14 protein-coding genes are annotated in these 18,911 nt (G+C 50.0%); 6 read left to right on the top strand and 8 right to left on the bottom strand.

Features of this window, described 5'->3' with window-relative positions; translation table 11 throughout:
• Nucleotides 1–22: 22 nt before the first annotated feature.
• Complete coding sequence (acnA, locus tag EZV72_RS01870; RefSeq protein WP_217495174.1) at nt 23–2,743, bottom strand: aconitate hydratase AcnA; 2,721 nt, start codon at nt 2,741–2,743, stop codon at nt 23–25.
• 209 nt (nt 2,744–2,952) lie between these two features.
• Between acnA and EZV72_RS01865 the strand changes: the two genes are divergently transcribed.
• Nucleotides 2,953–3,432, top strand: coding sequence for a cupin domain-containing protein (locus EZV72_RS01865; RefSeq protein ID WP_137165632.1), 480 nt, complete (start codon nt 2,953–2,955; stop codon nt 3,430–3,432).
• Here EZV72_RS01865 and EZV72_RS01860 read toward each other — a convergent pair.
• Nucleotides 3,429–4,820, bottom strand: coding sequence for a sigma-54 interaction domain-containing protein (locus EZV72_RS01860; RefSeq protein ID WP_217495173.1), 1,392 nt, complete (start codon nt 4,818–4,820; stop codon nt 3,429–3,431). The genes EZV72_RS01865 and EZV72_RS01860 overlap by 4 nt on opposite strands.
• A gap of 188 nt (nt 4,821–5,008) precedes the next feature.
• Between EZV72_RS01860 and EZV72_RS01855 the strand changes: the two genes are divergently transcribed.
• The gene (locus tag EZV72_RS01855) at nt 5,009–6,769 is read left to right on the top strand and encodes an SLC13 family permease (protein WP_137165631.1); all 1,761 of its coding nucleotides are present in this window, start codon (nt 5,009–5,011) and stop codon (nt 6,767–6,769) included.
• A gap of 45 nt (nt 6,770–6,814) precedes the next feature.
• On the opposite strand, the gene EZV72_RS01850 is transcribed toward EZV72_RS01855, so the two are convergent.
• Nucleotides 6,815–9,103: a TonB-dependent receptor gene (locus EZV72_RS01850; protein ID WP_137165630.1), complete on the bottom strand. Its 2,289-nt coding sequence runs from the start codon at nt 9,101–9,103 to the stop codon at nt 6,815–6,817.
• A 198-nt stretch (nt 9,104–9,301) separates the two neighbouring features.
• Between EZV72_RS01850 and EZV72_RS01845 the strand changes: the two genes are divergently transcribed.
• Nucleotides 9,302–9,985, top strand: coding sequence for a haloacid dehalogenase type II (locus EZV72_RS01845; RefSeq protein WP_137165629.1), 684 nt, complete (start codon nt 9,302–9,304; stop codon nt 9,983–9,985).
• Nucleotides 9,986–10,028: 43 nt separating this feature from the next.
• Here EZV72_RS01845 and EZV72_RS01840 read toward each other — a convergent pair whose 3' ends face one another.
• Nucleotides 10,029–11,117, bottom strand: a complete 1,089-nt coding sequence (locus EZV72_RS01840) for a Gfo/Idh/MocA family protein (protein ID WP_137165628.1) — start codon at nt 11,115–11,117, stop codon at nt 10,029–10,031.
• A 233-nt stretch (nt 11,118–11,350) separates the two neighbouring features.
• Between EZV72_RS01840 and EZV72_RS01835 the strand changes: the two genes are divergently transcribed.
• The 3 genes from EZV72_RS01835 (at nt 11,351) to EZV72_RS01825 (ending at nt 14,740) form a co-directional block, all read left to right on the top strand.
• Nucleotides 11,351–12,970 carry a methyl-accepting chemotaxis protein gene (locus EZV72_RS01835; RefSeq protein ID WP_137165627.1) on the top strand — a complete coding sequence of 540 codons (1,620 nt, stop codon included), beginning with the start codon at nt 11,351–11,353 and terminating at the stop codon, nt 12,968–12,970.
• Between the two features lie 241 nt (nt 12,971–13,211).
• Nucleotides 13,212–14,330 (top strand): porin family protein, encoded by a 1,119-nt coding sequence (locus tag EZV72_RS01830; protein WP_137165626.1) that lies wholly within the window; start codon nt 13,212–13,214, stop codon nt 14,328–14,330.
• Between the two features lie 11 nt (nt 14,331–14,341).
• The gene (locus tag EZV72_RS01825; protein WP_217495172.1) at nt 14,342–14,740 is read left to right on the top strand and encodes a type 2 periplasmic-binding domain-containing protein; all 399 of its coding nucleotides are present in this window, start codon (nt 14,342–14,344) and stop codon (nt 14,738–14,740) included.
• Between the two features lie 40 nt (nt 14,741–14,780).
• On the opposite strand, the gene EZV72_RS01820 is transcribed toward EZV72_RS01825, so the two are convergent.
• The 4 genes from EZV72_RS01820 to EZV72_RS01805 all read right to left on the bottom strand — a co-directional run bounded on the left by EZV72_RS01820 (nt 14,781) and on the right by EZV72_RS01805 (nt 18,895).
• Nucleotides 14,781–15,242 (bottom strand): hypothetical protein, encoded by a 462-nt coding sequence (locus EZV72_RS01820; RefSeq protein ID WP_137165625.1) that lies wholly within the window; start codon nt 15,240–15,242, stop codon nt 14,781–14,783.
• A gap of 127 nt (nt 15,243–15,369) precedes the next feature.
• On the bottom strand, nt 15,370–15,966 hold the full coding sequence (gene cheD / locus EZV72_RS01815) for a chemoreceptor glutamine deamidase CheD (RefSeq protein ID WP_137165624.1): 597 nt from the start codon (nt 15,964–15,966) through the stop codon (nt 15,370–15,372).
• A 78-nt stretch (nt 15,967–16,044) separates the two neighbouring features.
• Nucleotides 16,045–18,297 (bottom strand): methyl-accepting chemotaxis protein, encoded by a 2,253-nt coding sequence (locus EZV72_RS18700; RefSeq protein WP_137165623.1) that lies wholly within the window; start codon nt 18,295–18,297, stop codon nt 16,045–16,047.
• Nucleotides 18,298–18,526: 229 nt separating this feature from the next.
• Nucleotides 18,527–18,895, bottom strand: a complete 369-nt coding sequence (locus EZV72_RS01805) for a response regulator (protein WP_137168624.1) — start codon at nt 18,893–18,895, stop codon at nt 18,527–18,529.
• Nucleotides 18,896–18,911 lie beyond the last annotated feature (16 nt).

Genomic DNA, 18,911 nt, shown 5'->3' with positions numbered 1-18,911 from the left:
CGGGAGCTTTTTTCAGTCTTGTCTATGCACCTTTTTTAAGGTACTCACGAATCACATAATGCAGGATTCCGCCATGCTCGAAATAGGTAAACTCATTGGCGGTATCAATGCGCACATCAGCCATAAAAGAACGGCTGCTGCCATCGTCGGTTGTTACCGTCACTTCTACCTCGCGGCTGTCTTTGCCTACCTGAGCCACGCTGAACAACTCATCGCCCTTAATGTCCAGCGATTCAGCGCTGTCGCCGTCTTTAAACTGAAGCGGCAGAATTCCCATGCCAATCAGATTCGAACGGTGAATACGCTCGTAGCTCTGGGCAATAACGGCTTTAACACCTAGCAGCGAAGGTCCCTTGGCTGCCCAGTCACGGCTCGACCCCGTGCCATATTCTTTACCGCCAATCACTACCGCCGGTACATTATCGTCACGGTATTTCATCGCTGCATGGAATATCGACATCTGCTCACCGCTAGGATAGTGGGTGGTAGCACTGCCCGTGGTACCCGGTGCCAGCTGATTTTTCAGTCTGACATTGGCAAATGTACCGCGCATCATGACCTCATGGTTCCCCCGGCGAGAACCGTAAGAATTAAAGTCAACCGGCTTAACCCCCTGCTCCTGCAGGTATTGCCCTGCCGGACTATCATTAGCAATCGCGCCTGCCGGTGAAATATGGTCTGTGGTAATAGAGTCGCCGACTTTGACCAAGCAGCGGGCGTTTTCAATAGACGATAACGCGCCGGGCGTTTTGCCCATGCCCTCAAAAAACGGCGGATGTTTGATATAGGTTGAGTCTGGCCAGTCGTATACCGATGTTTTGGATACATTCAGGTTATTCCATACATCATTGCCTTTGAACACATCAGCATATTTCTGCTTAAACAGCTCACCGGAAACAAACTCTTTGACCATCGACTTAATTTCATCTTCCGATGGCCAGATATCTTTCAGGTATACGTCTTTGCCATCTTTGCTGGTTGCCACCGGTTCACTGGTAATATCAATATTCATATTACCGGCCAGTGCGTAGGCAACCACCAGCGGTGGAGAAGCCAGGTAATTGGCCGCCACATCCGGATGAATACGTCCTTCAAAGTTGCGGTTACCAGATAGTACCGATGTAACGGTAAGCTTGGCGTTTTGCACCGCGTTACTGATTTCTTCGGGTAACGGGCCTGAATTACCAATACACGTTGTACAACCATAACCCACCAGATTAAAGCCCAGCTGCTCCAGTGGTGCCATCAGACCGGCATCTTCCAGATACTGAGTCACTACCTGTGACCCCGGGGCCAGTGAGGTTTTCACCCAGGGCTTGGTGACCAGCCCCATCTCTACCGCTTTTTTGGCGACCAGACCTGCGCCAATCAGCACGGATGGGTTGGACGTATTGGTACAACTGGTGATTGCCGCAATGACCACAGCGCCATCCTGCAGATTAAACTGGCTGCCTTTAAAATCAACATACGAGTCATGCTCCTCGTCGACCTCTGACATATCACCACCTTCAGAGACAAACTTGGCGTCTTCCTCGTATTTCACATCCACATCAATCTGCGAGTTAAACCACTTCTTAAACGCCGCCGCAGCGTCTGTCAGCGGGATGCGATCCTGCGGGCGCTTAGGCCCTGCCAGCGAAGGCACCACATTGGATAAGTCCAGTTCCAGAGTTTCATGGTACTCAGCGTCTTTAGTGGTATCGTCATGCCACAAACCGGCAGAGCGGGCGTATTCTTCTACCAGTTTAATTTGCTGTGCATCTCGTCCGGTCAGCGTCAGATATTCCAGCGCTACCTCATCGAGCGGGAAAATACCGCAGGTAGCGCCATATTCAGGGGCCATATTGGCGATAGTTGCTCTGTCTGCGGTGGACAAATGCTTAAGGCCCGGACCATAAAATTCAACAAACTTACCTACTACACCATGCTTACGCAGCTGCTCGGTAATTGTCAGCACCATATCGGTGGCCGTAGTGCCAGCAGTAAGCTCGCCGGTCAGACGAAAACCGACAACCCGTGGCGCGAGCATCGTTACCGGCTGGCCTAACATGGCAGCTTCGGCTTCAATGCCGCCAACGCCCCAGCCAAGTACACCCAAACCGTTTATCATTGTGGTGTGCGAGTCGGTCCCCACCAGCGTATCGGGGTATACCCAGGTTTCCCCGTCCTGCTCTTTGGTAAAGGCGCAGCGGGCCAGATATTCCAGATTAACCTGATGCACAATGCCGCGTCCCGGTGGCACAACCTTGAAGTTATCAAATGAAGACTGGCCCCATTTTAAAAACTGATAGCGTTCATTGTTACGCTCAATTTCCACATCGGTGTTTTTCTCAAAGGCATCATCGCTGCCAAAATAATCCACCATCACCGAGTGATCGATAACCAGTTCTACCGGATTTAACGGATTAATGGCCTGAGCATCCCCCCCCAGATTATTGACCGCATCACGCATGGCGGCTAAATCCACAATGGCCGGCACCCCAGTAAAGTCCTGCAGAATAACCCGCGCTGGCACAAATGAAATTTCCTGCTGACTGTCGTTCTGAGTATCCCAGCCGGCTATTTTTTCAATATCCTCGCTGGCCACAAACTCTTCGTGTTCGTGACGAATCAGGTTTTCCAGCAGTATTTTCATACAAAATGGTAACCGGGCTAAATCATACTGTTCGGCCACCTTATCAAAGCTGATGGCCTTGTACTGATTACTGTTAACGTTAAGTTGTGTAAATGACTGGTATTTCACGTATTCACCATCCTTTTGTGCCGTGTATCCACCGCGGCCAGCGTAGAGGGAGACCATGAACAGAGTGGATAACTATAAGTGATTTGTGTGTTGGTACGGCAGGGTGACCGGAAAAAGTTCAATCAACGCGGTCACTGCACGCACGTTTCATTTTTGTTAAAATCTTTGCACATTACATAAAATAACCTGCAAGCAGGGATGCCTGACCTATGTTTTCCTACAAATCAAAACCCCATCCGCTGATATCCCGGCTCGGGCTTGAGCCGCACCCTGAAGGCGGCTTTTTCAAACAAACCTTTTGCTCGTCGCACACGGTTATCTCTCCTCACCATCAGCAGCCCCGGCCGGCCATGACGCACATTTATTTTCTGCTGTTAAAAGATCAGGTCAGCCGGTTCCACCGGGTCTGGCATGATGAAGTGTGGAATGTATATGAAGGTGCCCCGTTACGCTTGTATCAACTGAATCAGCAACAGTTAAAAGAGCAGCGCATTGGCCCGGGTGAGACAGAATATGCCAGCGTGGTGCCGGCAGGCTACTATCAGGCGGCAGAGAGTACCGGCGATTACACACTGGCCGGGTGCACTGTGGCACCCGGGTTCGATTTTGCCGATTTCAGTTTTATTGATGAACCGTGCCTGGCACAGTGGATTGAGGTGGCGCATCCGCACATGGCGCGGTTTCTTTAACTGACTGGCGCACCAGGAATGCCCAGCTTACGCATTTTCGAGCGTAACGTACTGGGGTTAACGTCCAGTAAAGCCGCCGCACCGCGCGGTCCCTCAATTCGCCAGTTGGTTTTGATCAGCGCGGCTTCTATCGTCTGGTGAATTGCCCCGTCGAGCGTAAGAGGGGACGAGACTTCGGCGGGCGCAGCCGCCGGCTGGGTCTGTGCGGCTCCCATGGCCTGCTCCAGGGCCAGACTCCCCGGGCTGCCCAGAATGGCGGCACGCTCAATCACCGACTGTAATTCCCGCACATTGCCCGGCCAGTGATAACGATTTAACAACCGAATATGGGCAGTTGTCAGCACTGGCTGTGCGATACCCAGTTTAATTGAGGCCCGCTCACAAAAGTGTCTGGCCAGGGCGCCAATATCGGCAGTACGCTGACGCAATGCAGGGATCAGTAAACAAAAAGTATTGAGCCGGTACCATAAATCTTCACGAAAAGCGCCCTGCTGTACCCGGGCAGCCAGGTCCTGATGGGTCGCGGCCACAATACGCACATCGCAGTGAAGCTCTTTTTCTCCCCCTACCCGGGTAATGGTTTTATCCTGTAAAACACGCAGTAGCCTGACCTGGGCTGCCAGAGTGAGTTCGCCCACTTCATCAAGAAATAATGTGCCCTGATGCGCCCGTTCAAACCACCCCTTGCGCTGACTGGTCGCGCCGGTAAAGCTGCCCTTTTCATGACCAAACAACTCAGCATCAATAAGATCCGGTGCAATCGCTCCGCAATTTACCCGCACAAATGGCTGGCCGGCCCTCACAGAACCATCATGAATCGCCCGGGCAATCAGCTCTTTACCTGAGCCGGTTTCTCCCTGCAATAGTACCGTGGTATCAGTGGCGGCCACTTTAGCGGCTCTGAGCAGAACATCATCCAACCCGGCACCGATAATGGTATCAGCGCTGGCTGTTTTGCCCATTCTCAATAGCAGATCTGTCTGGCGGAAAGAGACCTGTCGAATGGCTTCCTGTTGGGACAGCTGTTGATGCAGGTTGTGCAGTAACGTACCAATAATATCCATAAACATCGCCAGTAACTCCTGACTGATTTCAGTACGCCCATAACCCAGCAGCAGCCAGGCCGGCCGGGGAACTTCGGTTAACCGATAAGCGCTGCAGGAGGACAGCCAGATCATCGGCAGCTCACTATACTGCAACTGTTCACATTCAAGCTCATCAGGGGTATCTTTTCCCGGCGCCACCATGACGCTGATTTGCTGCTCATTCAGCCAGGCAACTCCAATAGAAAAGACCCCACCGGTCACTGCCTGTAAATGCTGTACAACCTCCTCCACGCTGGCTTGTTGTGCCACCCGCTTCCAGACTTCGCTCCAGTCAGTTAACACCACACTCTCCTGCATTAATGAATTATCAATACTGTCTTATAGCGTAGTAAACCGCTAAATAAAACAGATAAAACTGTGATATTTAACGGTATGGCGCTCTTAACAGTAAAATATAATATAAAATCAACCACCTAAATTGTGGCCTGATTCTGGAATAGCTCTGAGACTTTTATTACTCACAAATTCTTATGGAAAACTGGCAAGGCATTTTTGTTTCTGTATTGACGATACTGGCGCTGGTCACGCTCATCAGCGGTCGTCTGCGCCCTCACTGGGTGATGATGGTTGTACTGGTGCTGCTGATGTTATCAGGAGTACTGACTACCGCCGAAGCACTATCCGGTTTGGCAAATGAAGGCCTGATAACAGTGGCCGTCATGTTCATTGCCGCTGCGGGCATTCAGACCACTGGCGGGGTTACCCTGCTGGTCAACGCACTGATGGGCGCGCCCAAAACCATTCCCGGTGCGCTGGCTCGGGTATTTTTACCGGTTGCCACGTTAAGTGCATTTTTAAATAACACGCCGGTGGTGGCCACCATGATCCCGGCCATTATGCAATGGAGCCGGCGAATCGGCGTAGCGCCATCGAAGCTGCTGATCCCGCTCAGTTACAGTGCCATATTGGGCGGCACGATTACTCTGATTGGCACCAGCACCAATCTTGTTGTCAACGGCTTGTATAAGGAGCTGACCCACAGCGAGGGCTTTGCCCTGTTTGACCTGGCAGTTATTGGTATCCCGGTAGCACTGGGCGGGTTTGTGATTATGCTGTTATGCTTTAACCGCTTGTTGCCAGACACCTCGGCGCAGACACCGTTTGCTGACATCCACGACTTTACTGCCGAGGTACAGGTAACCCCTGAAGGACCGGTGGCGGGTAAAACCGTGGAAGAAGCCGGGCTGCGGCATCTTCGCAGTATGTATCTGGTGGCTATCAGCCGGCAGCGCCATTCGTTACCGGTGACCCCGGACACCCTGCTTGAAGGCGGCGATATTCTGGTTTTCGCCGGCCAGACCAGTGCCATCTCCGGATTACTGACCTTTAAGGGTTTGCAAAGTGTGCAGCAGGCCTCTGATCAGGCGGCGCTGGATAATACCCTGATTCAGGTAGTCATCTCAGCAGGCTGTGATGTCATTGGCAAAACCGTGACGCAGGCTAACTTCCGGCGTCGGTACGGCGCTGCCATCGTGGCCATTGCCCGTCATGGTCATCGTATTAACGGTCCGTTGAGCACCGTTGTGCTGGCTGGCGGCGATACATTACTGCTTAAGGCGCGTCCGGCATTTACTGAACGTCAGCAGCATAATCAGGATTTTCTGGTGATTACGCCACTGGCCGACACCCTGCCTAATCCGGCCAAAGCGTATCTGGCCTGGGGGCTGCTGGCGGTGGGTGTCACCGCCGCCGGATTTGGAATTATTTCCATGCTGCATGCAGCGCTGGCAGTGGCTGCCATTATGCTGCTCACCGGATGTTTAAGTACCCGGCAAGTAGAGCAAAGTGTGGATTTCAGCGTTGTGATGACCATTGCTGCCTCTTTTGCACTGGGCCTGGCGCTGCAAAAAACCGGCGTGGCGCAGTACCTTGCCGACAATATGCTCAGTGTCAGTGGTAATAACCCGATATTGTTGCTGATTGCTACCTATATTGCGGTGTCGCTGTTAACAGAAGTGATCACCAACAACGCTGCAGCGCTGATGATGTTACCGGTAGTGATTGCATTTACAGAGGCGGCACAGCTGAATCCGGTACCCTTTACGTTTGCTATTATGATGGCCGCATCAGCCAGTTTTGCCACACCACTGGGCTATCAGACAAACCTGATGGTTTACGGCCCGGGTAATTACCGCTTTACTGATTTTTTAAAAGTGGGCGTACTGATGAACCTGCTGATTGGCGCGCTTACCCTCACCCTGCTGGTATGGCAGTTTGACTTACACGCATAAAAAAAGCCGGCAAATGCCGGCTTTTGGGTGTTTTCAGCCTGTGGCTTAGTATAGGTCGAATGTTTTGGTAAAGCGCAGACCAAATTCGCTACGGTCATTACTGCGCACGATACCTACGTAACCATTTTGAGCCAGACGGCCCTGGTCGTAGACTTCGTTAAACACGTTTTTACCATACAGGCTCAGTGACCAGTCACCAGCCGCCGGCTCGTAGCTTACGTTAAAACCAACCAGCTCACGGGCATCAATAGTCTCGTTCGCGTTGTACACTGACTGTCCCTGCATTTCATCACGGAACGAGTAGTCAACACTGAATGTCATCAGTGCACCGCTGCTCAGTTCATGATAATAAGTAGGTGCAACCATGATGGTCCATTTTGGTGACAGTGCCGGCGCATCGCCTTCACCAATCCCCTGTACACCTTCATCCAGATCCGTGATTTCGGCATCCAGGAAACCTAAGCTGCTACGTATCACAAAATCGTCAGTTACATTCGCAGTCAGTTCCAGTTCAACACCCTGCGAGCGCGACTCACCGGCATTTTCAACGATGGTGACAAAACCACCACCAGCCTGCGGGTTGGAGAACGGCAGAGCCAGATCTGTGTAATCGGTCAGGAAGAACGCTGACATGAAGCTAATGTCATCGGTCAGGTTGCCTTTAAAGCCGATTTCATAGTTGATTGCCGTGGTTTCATCAAACGACACAAACTGCGCTGCACCACCAAACGGACGCGGAGGGAAGCCACCAGTCTGATAGCCTTTTTGTACCGCTGCGTACACATTCAGGTCATCGCTTAAGGTATAGCCGGCATTCACATCCCAGGTTACTTCGCTAAAATCAGCGCTACGGAATGCACGCTCGCCACCAAATGACGGGAACAGCGCATCAGCGTCTTTTTCGTCACGGCTGTAACGTAAACCACCACCAATATTCAACCGGTCGGTAATGCTATAAGACACGTTTACATAAGCGGCATAAGCATTGGTTTCCTGGTTCAGGTCAAAGTAACCATAATCGCCACAAAAGCTACATACTTCAGCAACCGGTGTACCATCATTTAACAAACCACCCGGCACGTTAAACGGACTGAAGGTCCAGGGACCAGAGGCTGTTGTACCTTCTTCATTGAAGTAATACAGACCAGAAACAAAATCAAAATTATCGTAAGTGCCATTTAGCTGCAGCTCTAAAGAGTGCTGATCTGCATTACCGGTTTCCGGGAACTCAGACAGGTTCAGTGGCGATGCGTCATCATCCAGACCACCTTCGTAGTCAGAAGAACGCTTACTGGCGATAAATTTCAGATCCAGCGTGTTGGTCATGGCCCACTCTGCGGTCAGCGCAGCGCCCCAGCCAGAATAGGATGTAGATTCCAGACCCGGTACAGTGGTACCCAAGTCATCCGGGTCTGCCGGAATAAGCGAAGGATTCAGCAGATAGAACTCACCATCATCGATACTGAACTCAGTCGGGCCGTTAGGCGTAAACTCGATGGTGTAAGGCGACTGGCCCGCTTCGTTTTCAACAAAGTCAGCCGCCACTGTCACAGCAAAGTCTGAAGAAAACTGGTACTTGGCAGCAATACGGCCACTGTATTCTTCTTCTTCACCGATATCGCGCTCAGGGTTTGCCAGGTTAACCGCTTCACCCACGCCGTCACGACGCTTGAAAGAACCGGTAGCTGACACGCTGAGATCATCGGTAACATCACTGTTGATGTACATGTCGGTAGCAAAACGTCCACGGGTACCGGCTTTTGCAGATACCGAGGCGATGTCCTGTGCGCCCGGCGCCTTGGTAATGATGTTTACCGCACCACCCAGGGTATTACGGCCATACAGCGTACCTTGCGGGCCACGCAGTACCTCTACCCGCTCAATGTTTGGCAGCGACATATTTGCGCCCATCTGACGGCCCAGATATACGCCATCCAGGTACACACCTACGCCAGGGTCAGTGGTAATGATATGATCCTGCAGACCAATACCACGAATAAATACAGCGGCGTGACCACTGTTACCACCACCGTAGCGGCTGATATTCAGGTTGGGTACGTATTTACCAATGTCATCCAGATTGGTCACATTGGTATCATCGATAATGCCTTCACCAATAGAAGAAACCGCAGTGGGTGTTTCAAAGATGCTTTCGGTCCGCTTACGGGCGGTAACCATGATCTTTTCAACTGGCTCGTCAGACACGGTAGCTTCTTTGGCTTCGCTGGCCTGTGCAAGGGCAGCAGAACTCAGTAAAGAAGCAGAAATAGCCAGTGATAAAACTGACAGACGCGCAGGGTTAAAAGTTCGCGAAGATGGCGAGTACGTTGACATGTGTGTTCTCCGTCTGGTGTGCTTTATGCTTTATATTGGTATTGTACAGAATCTATACAGATTTTTGCACGTTACGCAGATCGGGGCGCGAGTATACAACATGTGTCAATTTAATGAAGAAAATATTGTCCTTTTTTGAATAAACTTTGTATCACCGTGAGTTAGAACACCAAAAATATGAGTTAAAACGGAGACCTAATGACTGTTATAGAAAGGCCCAAAGTATTGTTTTTTGACATCAATGAAACCACTCTGGATATGAACGCGGTGAAAACTGCTATTGCTGACACACTTGGTAACAACGCTGATTTGGTCCCGGTCTGGTTTGCTCAGCTGTTACATCATTCTCTGGTAGATTGCGCCACGAACCAATATCACGATTTCAGCGAAATAGGAGCAGCATCGCTGGCCATGGTGGCACATAGCCAGGGTATGACACTGAGTATGGAGGAGGCAAAATCCGCTATCTCAGGCCCGATGACCTCCCTGCCCGCGCATGATGATGTCACCGAAGGACTAACCCGCCTGAAACAGGCCGGCTATACTCTGGTGGCCTTTTCAAACTCCGCCGAAGCCGGTCTGAACAAACAATTGCATCAAGCCGGTATCCGGCAGCATTTTGATGCTGTTTTAAGTGTGTCTACCATGAAACGGTACAAGCCTTTTCCTGATGTGTATCAGTGGGCTGTAGAAACCATGGGCGTGGATACCCATGAGTCTATGATGGTCGCCGCGCACGGCTGGGATGTCAGCGGGGCTAAGGCAGCCGGACTGCAAACGGCCTTCATTGAACGGCCAGGGAAAATGATGTACCCGCTTGGCCTCACTCCCGATTTATCGGTGTCTGACTTTCTGGCTCTGGCCAGTGCGCTGAATGCCTGAACATGGGGTGCGCGCCTGTTTTCCCAACCGGCGCGCAGGTTACTTATAACGTGACTTTCTGGCCGGTTTTGGCTGCTTTAAAAATAGCGTTTACAAGACGAATATCCCGCAGACCTTCTTCTGCAGGTACTAGCAGCGGTCCTTTGTTGCGGATTGCCAATGCATCATTGTCCATTTGTAGTGACTGCTGCATGCCTTTTATGGGAGGCAACTGCTTGCCATCACTGGTCGTGCCGGTGACACCAGAATAACTTTGCATAGGTTTAAGCTGATACCAGCCGTCTGTACATTCAGCTTTCAGGTGGTTAAAGCTTTTTACCACTGACGTGCCACACTCTGTTTCGGGTCCATCTGCAAACTCCAGGGTGAAGAAGGTGGTTTCGTCGACCTCTTTAAAAATCTCCGGGTGAGATTTTTCATGTCGCCCGGTGACCGCCACCGGTTCTTTGCCGGTAATAAACCGCGCACCGTTAATTGCATAAACGCCCATATCGTAGAGTGCGCCGCCGCCCATCTCTTTTTGCATACGCCAGTTATCAGCAGGCCGGCCATTGCCACCATAACCGGCAAAACTGCTTAGTTTGCGCATTTCACCATAAGGCAATGTGTGCTGATAATCAGCAAAGGTGCGGGTATTGGGCTCGTGCTGCATTCGATAGCCAACCGACAGCATGACCCCATTTTTTTCACAGGCATCAATAATCCGCTGACACTGAGCTTCGTCCATCGCCATCGGTTTTTCACACCATACGTGTTTACCAGTATTGGCCGCCCGCACGGCAAAATCCATATGTGTTCCGGTAGGAGTCACTATATAAATCACATCAATGTCATCGTTATTAGCAATATCATCCATGTTGTCGTAGGTATAACAGTTTGCATCCTGTAACCCGTACTTTTGCTGCCACTGAGGAATTTTATCTGGCGTGCCCGTCACAATGCCGGTCAGCCGGCAGTGTTTGGTGTGCTGTAGAGCCGGCGCCAGCATGCTGGCGCTGTAATTCCCCAACCCCAGCAATGCCACGCCTACAGGTTTATCGGAGCGCGGCATGCTCCATACCGGGCTGGCAGAAGCGATTAATAAACTGCTGGTAGATAACTGTAGAAATCGACGACGGGAAATAATCGGCATGGTCAGGCCTTTAAATCAGGAGTCAGAATGATTTTATTACCCTGCTGAGTAAAATTTGATCACGCAAATCACAGATAACTTTCTATAATTTACTCTAAAGTTACATACCGCACTGTTCGATAAACTGTTTAAGATATTACAAAATAACGCGATCAGGTAACGAACCTGTCAGTAATCCACCACTGCATCTACCTGATATGGAAATGCGCGACCGATCTGCCTGGGGACACCTTATGAACTTTCTTTTACACCTATCTGTGGCCAAAAAAATCTTTTTGATTCCGATTATCGGGGCGGCCAGCTTTCTTATTTTTGTTGTAATAAACAGCTATATCTCTGCCCAGAATAGCGAACAACTGGCAACAGCAAAAGATGTGGACTTTCCGGCTTTGCAACTAAGCTCAACCGCGCTGGTAAACATGGAAAAAGTACGTGATACGCTGGCCGGCGCAGTGACTACCGGCGATGCAGAAGCGCTACAGCAGGCTTCAGACACCGCACAGAAAACCCAGCAAAGTCTGCAGCAGATTGAACAGATAGACCCCGAACTGGCCGGTGAAGTCAACAGCATGCTCAGCGAGTTTAATGCGTATTTTAAACTGGCATACCGAATTACAGCTTCAATCCTCGATGGCTCAGCCGATTTTTCTACGTTAAACGCCCAGCTGGAAAAAATGAACCAGGGCTATGATAAAGTCACCGCGCACCTTAATCAGTTTAAACAGGACCGGGCGCAGGCTTTTGACACGGCTTTTGCCGATTACAATGATGCCCAGAGTTTTCTGCTGACACTGGGTATCATTATGGGTCTGGTGACCACAGTGATCCTGTTTGCTACCGCCTGGCCGATTGTGTCTGAGATCCGCGGAAGCCTTAACCGGGTGGTGCAGTCATTGCGTAACATCGCGGAGGAAAACGGTGATCTGACAGTGCGTATTGATGCCCGCTCTAACGACGAAGTGGGTGAACTGGTTACCTACTTCAACCGCTTTATGGAACGGTTACAAAATCTGGTAAAGGACATTGTAGATACCACTTTGCCCTTATCATCACTGGCCCAAAACCTGAACAGTCTGACAGCTGATACCAATCAAACCATTGCCAATCAGCGTGACTCCGCCACCACCGCTAAAACAGCGGTAGAGCAGATGAATCAGTCGGTCAATGTGGTCGCTTCCAATGCAGCAGATGCGTCCTCTGCTGCCATCAACGCTACCAGTGCCGCTGATGAAGGAAAGCGCGTGGTGGGCAATACGGTGTCCAGTATTCAGGACTTGGCAGCTAACGTCGCCGAAACAGCCGAAGTGATTCAGCGTCTGGAAACCGATACCAATCAGGTTGGTGTGGTACTGGATGTCATAAAAGGGATTGCCGAGCAAACCAACCTGCTGGCCCTTAATGCAGCGATTGAAGCCGCCCGGGCCGGTGAGCAGGGTCGCGGGTTTGCGGTGGTTGCGGATGAGGTGCGCACGCTGGCCTCCCGTACACAACAGTCTACCGAAGAAATACAAAGCACCATTGAGCGGCTGCAAAGCGCAGCGCAGTCGGCTGTAACGGTGATGAATCGGGGTAATGAGCGCGCCCGTGACAGTGTGGAAACAGCCAATGCGGCAGGTAACAGTCTGAATATAATTACCGAGACAATTGAAGAAATCAGCCGGATGAATGCGCAAATTGCTGCATCTACCGACTCCCAGCAAACCACCTCTACAAATATTGTTAATAGTGTAGACGCGATTTTTCAGCGCACCGAACAAACCAGTCAGAACTCAGCCAAACTGGCTTCAGCCAGCACAGAGCTGGCTGATCTGGCGACTAAGCTTGAAGCAATCGCCCGCCAGTTTAAAGTCTGACGTTATCGGTCAAAGTAGCGCTGTCGGGGACCTTTCCTGCAGCGCTTTTTATGCGAAAAATGCTACATAAAGTTTCGATATGCTGACATGTGTTGTACTTGTGCGCCGAAAATCGTCAACTAAGTATTCAGATTAATACCTCATTATCACACCTGCTATCCAATCTCGACTTTTACCTCATGTAATATTGCCGTTAACAAACTAACATTGTCCCTGATTTCTTTTTTTGTTTGGATTTGTAATGAAATTATCCTCATTTTCCTGTTTATCACTGGGTTTAGCCCTGTCTTTCAATGCCGCGGCGGATGTTCAGCTAAGTGGCTTTGGTACCCTTTCTGCCGGCCTGCTGACAGACAGCGATACTGAGGTCAGAAATTACGATGAATCTGATCTTAACTTTAAACAAGGGTCATTTTTTGCGCTGCAGGCGTATGCCGACTTAAACGACGGACTGAGCGCAACAGCACAGATCCGGGCCCGTGGAGTTGATGACTGGGATCCTGAATTTACCTGGGCATATCTGTCATATCAGGTTCAGGATGACTGGCGTGTACAGGTTGGTCGACAGCGTATTCCGATGTATCTGTACTCAGACTATCTGGATGTGTCATACGCCTATCACTGGATTGCACCTCCAACAGAAGTTTATCAATCACCGTTTGACAGCATTGATGGAATCTCCACGATTCACGACTTCTATGTTGGCGATGCTATCATTAACTTTCGCCTGTATTACGGTCAGGAAAACCTCACCCGGGCCGATGGCGCGACTTTCGATATTGATAAAGTATTCAGTGCGGTGGCCAGCGTGAACTACGGCAACTGGACATTCCGCTCAACCTATTTGCATTTTGACTGGAGTGCTGATTTAGGCCTGACACCTCTTGTGGCAGGATGGCAGCAAACCCCGTTTGGCTATGTGGGCGATGATATTGCGATCAGCGATGATTCAGTAGATGGCTACGAGTTTGGTGTGATTTATGACAATCAGGACTGGTTATTTGTTGCTGAATACATTCCGACCAAACTGGACAATACTGTTGTAGGCGAGCTGGAGCCATGGATGGTATCAGTCGGCAAACGCTTTGGCACGGTGATGCTGCACGGCACATTTGGTCATAACAAAACAACGCCTGATGTTGATCTGTCAGCTGTTCCTCAGATTGAAGCTCTGGCTGGCCTGCGTGCAGCCACAGACGCGGTACTTGCCAGTCGCACACAAGATGCACCTTTCTATACTATCGGTGCCCGCTGGGACTTCCATGAATCTGCCGCGTTTAAAGCAGAATACACCAACTCAGAACAGCTAGATGGCAGTGATGCAGGTTTGTTCCAGGTTGCTCTGGTCACAGTTTTTTAAGGTACATAACAATGAAATTTATCAAATCACTGAAGATCACCAGCCTGATTGCGGCCAGTTTAGCCAGCCACTTTGCGTTTGCTGAGGTAGCGGTTGTCGTCAACCCTGCCAATGGTGCAGCGCTGGATCAGGCCCAGGTCAGTAAACTGTTTTTAGGTAAAGATAAAACGCTGACACCGCTTATGCAGCAAGGCAGCGCCAGCGATGAGTTTGTTGAAAAAGCCCTGTCTCGTTCGCCCAGCCAGTATAAAGCTTACTGGGCTAAGCTGGCTTTCACAGGAGGCGGTCGTCCGCCCGAGAGCGCCGCTGCAGCCGATGTACTAAGCAAAGTATCCTCTGATCCCGGTGCGATTGGTGTAGTGGATGCCAGTGCAGTAAACGACAGTGTAAAAGTATTGTTTACACTGTAACCGCTATACCGGCAACGCTGCCTTTAGCGTTGCCGGTGTTTTAAGAAACGACTTTATGGCCAAGCTGAGCATGGCCGGTTAGATAACCTAACTGCCCTGCGGCGCGTAGAATTTCGGTAGCAACATGATCGCTGTTCACCACACGCTGCGCCGATAAATCCGCTTTTACATTCTTATTCACAGCTGTTGCCAGTTGTTCTGCATAAGGCTTCAGCTGGTTCATATGTTCGATATGACCAAACTCACTGGCTACCAGCCAGCCACGCATCTGCAAGGCCATCAGATAGTCTGCACACAGCGAACGCTTGCTACTTTTTGATGCAGCCTGCCATTCTTTCAAACTGCTTTTATGCAGCTCAGTGGGTGTATACCAGATAAGTTTGTTTTGTTCCTGCTGATACTGTGATGCCACTTCACTGGCACTTTCATCAAGGGTAAGCAACGGCTCGGAGCAGGCTACTAATGGCAGGGCTAAAGCAATGAGTATTATCCTTAATTTCATAACGGCATTCCTTTTAAAGCGCAGTACAAAGGGTATTCATTGAGACTAGAACAACGTAGTAATATCACAATGTGTTTGCGTTAAAAGTGCGTGTAGAAGGCGTTTAATGGCAGATCAGATGAGTCATTTAAAGGGGGTCGTCATGAGGGGCAAAATGCTGATTCAGCTGATACCGGTGCTCACTTTCCCGCTCCATGATCGTATCGTTATTATAATCACGAATACGCTTCATAAACACATCTCCGGTAGCCGGAAAAAAATAGACCTTACGGGCGTAATTACTGAGTAAGTCTTCGCTTAGCACCGGAATATTTCTGGCATCCAGATAGTGTTTTACAAAGCTGACATTAAGCGAGCCCACATCGTTATCGCTAAACCCGGCTAATACCTGCCCGCCACCGAAGATTTTTGCCACCAGCCGTTCTGGTGCTGCTCCACTGGCAACTAAACAGCTTTCCAGTGTACTCATAGCCTGCTCGCCATATTTATTCACTTCAGCCGGCTTAATGTTGACGTAAATATTCGACGGCAACAAAAAATGATTCATTCCGCCGACCCCTGTTTGTGGGTCGTACATGCAGGCCGCAACACAAGATCCTAAAACGGTAACAATCAGCTTATCCTCACCAGTGACAAAGTACTGACCAGGTAAAATCTTGACCGCCTGACGGGCAAAGCGGGTGTCAAAGTAGGTGTTGAGGGGGAATCCAGCTGTATTATTCACAATCAGCCTTTATCGTTGGGTTACTGCAAAAACAGCAGCGGACTAAGTCAGCCCGCTGCTGTCAGATTACCTAGTACGTCAGAACGCTTCCCAGTCAGTTTCTTCCGGCACATTAGGTTTAAGGGCAGACGCTTTGGTGACCTGAGGGACCACCGGTGTTACCCGGGTACGCATTTTAGGAGCCGCAGGTACGGCAGCGACATAGCTTCTGGACTCTGACGATAATTTGAATGTGGCTACCCGATTAGACAACTGCACAGCCTGTTGTTGCAAACTGTCTGCTGCAGCAGCCGCTTCTTCCACCAGCGCCGCATTTTGCTGGGTCATTTCATCCATGTTGTTTACTGCTTTGCCAACTTCTTCAATACTGGTTGCCTGTTCGGAAGACGCCGCGGAAATTTCAGACATGATGTCGTTAACCCGTTTAATAGAGTTGACTACCTCTGTCATGGTATCGCCAGACTCTTTGACCAGCTGATTTCCACCATTAATCTTATTCACTGAATCAGAAATCAGTTCTTTAATTTCCTTGGCTGCTTCAGCAGAACGCTGTGCCAGGGTTCGCACTTCAGAGGCAACCACGGCAAATCCGCGCCCCTGCTCACCAGCCCGGGCGGCTTCCACTGCGGCATTCAAAGCAAGAATGTTGGTTTGGAACGCGATACCATCAATAACCCCGATAATGTCAGAAATTTCCTGCGCAGAGTCGTTAATAGCGCCCATGGTATCGACGACCTTGGCAATCAGCTCGCCACCTTCATTGGCCACATCACTGGCACGGGCAGCCAGCGAATTAGCCTGCTCTGCATTTTCTGCATTCAGGCGCACCGTACCGGTCAGCTCTTCCATACTGGATGCCGTTTCTTCCAGGCTCGACGCCTGCTGTTCTGTCCGGCCAGATAAGTCTGCGTTGCCTGACGCGATTTCACTTGATGCGGTGTTGATGGTCTCAACTGCATCATTAATACTTTGAATCGTTGTGCCCATATCAGCTACAAACTGATTGATGGCATCCCCCAGTACCTGGAATTCGCCCTGGAACTGTTGCTCTACACGTACTGTCAGATCGCCGCCTGACAACTGCGTCATCACATCTTTGATGGTGCCAATGATACCGCGAATATCCACAACAAATGTGTTGATGGCATTGCCCAGCTCTTTCATATCGCCTTCAAAGTCACGATGCAGATCGGCATTAAGCTCACCACGTACCAGGCTGTTCATAATAAACTTAATATCATTCACCGCCTTGACTCTGGCGGTAATGTCACTGGCATATTTTACCACTCTGAAGGGTTTACCGTTTTCATCCAGAATCGGGTTATAGGACGCCTGAATGTAGATCTCCTTGCCCCCTTTGCCAAAGCGCTTAAACTCACCGGCATAAAACTGCCCTTGTTTCAGCTGCGCCCAGAAATTGGCGTATTCGGCGCTGGCTTTATACTCTGCATCAACAAACATGCTGTGATGCCGCCCCTGAATCTCATTGAGCGAGTAACCTACCGCGTTGCAGAAGTTATCGTTAGCGCTGAGGATATTTCCGTCAACATCAAACTCAATAACCGCCTGCGACTGGTGAATAGCGTTTATCTGTCCCTCAAAATATGCATTTTTTGTTTTGGCCTCGGTGATGTCCGTGGCAAATTTGGTCACACCAATCACTTTACCGGCGCTGTCATAAATCGGGTTATAGGAAGCCTGAATCCATATCGGGCTGCCGTCTTTACGATAACGGCAAAACTCACCGGCTTTTACCTCACCTCGTGCCAGTTCCTGCCAGAATCGTTTGTATTCAACAGATGCTGCATAGTTGCGATCAATAAACATCTGATGGTGCTGCCCTACTATTTCACTGAGCTGATAGCCCAGACCGGTACAAAAATTTTCATTCGCATCCAGAATCGTACCGTCAGGGGCGAAGCGGATGACAGCCTGAACCCGGTTGAGTGCATCAATCGTTGCGGTTTTTAACAGTTCTTTCTGCGCTTCGCTGAGATGCACTGAGTATTGGGTAATTTCACCCTGCCTGTTTTCGACAGGCTGAAACACTACAGTAAGCTGTTTATCAGCCAGCGTCAGGGTTGCTCCCTGTTCGGCCCGCACCGCCGACGGGCTGGTATCTATCCCGTGCTGGGTCAGATGGGTGCCGGTTAGGGTCGCTTTAGTTAATGGCTGATTTGCGGTGCTTAAAAGCGCACAGGCAGCCCGGTTGGCAAACGTAATATCAAATTGTGCACTGGTTACAATTATTGCTGAATCGCAACCATCAAGTATTTGCTGGCAACCTTGCCCGACATCAGACTCAGATTTGAACCAGTTGAATACACTCATAAGTCTCTCCTGACAGACTTGTTTAATACAAAGAGGTTAACAAGCGTATGTCAGCCGCTGGCTTTACATACTAGGTTACCTGAATTGCCGCCCATAGGCCGGCATTGTGATTGACTGTGTTGCTCATACCTAACTGGTACTCTTGGCTGAGTATAGTCAGGATTTAAGATGCTGCTTAATTGCACAGCCAAAAATTTCCACCTGCTTGAAAATTAAATTAATTTAACCTTCAACAAGGCAGTATTTTATTCACCACCATCAACAGTTTATTTGGCTCAAATGGTTTGGTTATCCAGCCTGTTGCCCCTGCAGAACGTCCTTTCGCTTTCATGTCATCACCGGCTTCGGTGGTAATCATTACTATCGGAGTGCGTTGAAACCGGGCGGCTTTGCGCAATGTCTGTATCAGAGTCAAGCCATCCATTCGTGGCATGTTCTGGTCAGTAAAAATAGCGTCAAACCCACGCTGCTGACATAGCTCCAGCGCGTGCTGACCATCTTCAGCCTGGGTGACTTCATAGCTGGCATCGGTTAATGTCATGCTGATTAGCTGGCGCATGGATACAGAGTCGTCAACAACAAGAATCTGCTTGCTCATCATTTACTCCAATAAA

The organism is Salinimonas lutimaris (assembly GCF_005222225.1).
GTDB classification, from domain to species: Bacteria; Pseudomonadota; Gammaproteobacteria; order Enterobacterales; family Alteromonadaceae; genus Alteromonas; species Alteromonas lutimaris.
The sequence above is the reverse complement of the archived record's forward strand: the minus strand, read 5'-3'. Positions and strand labels throughout refer to the sequence as shown.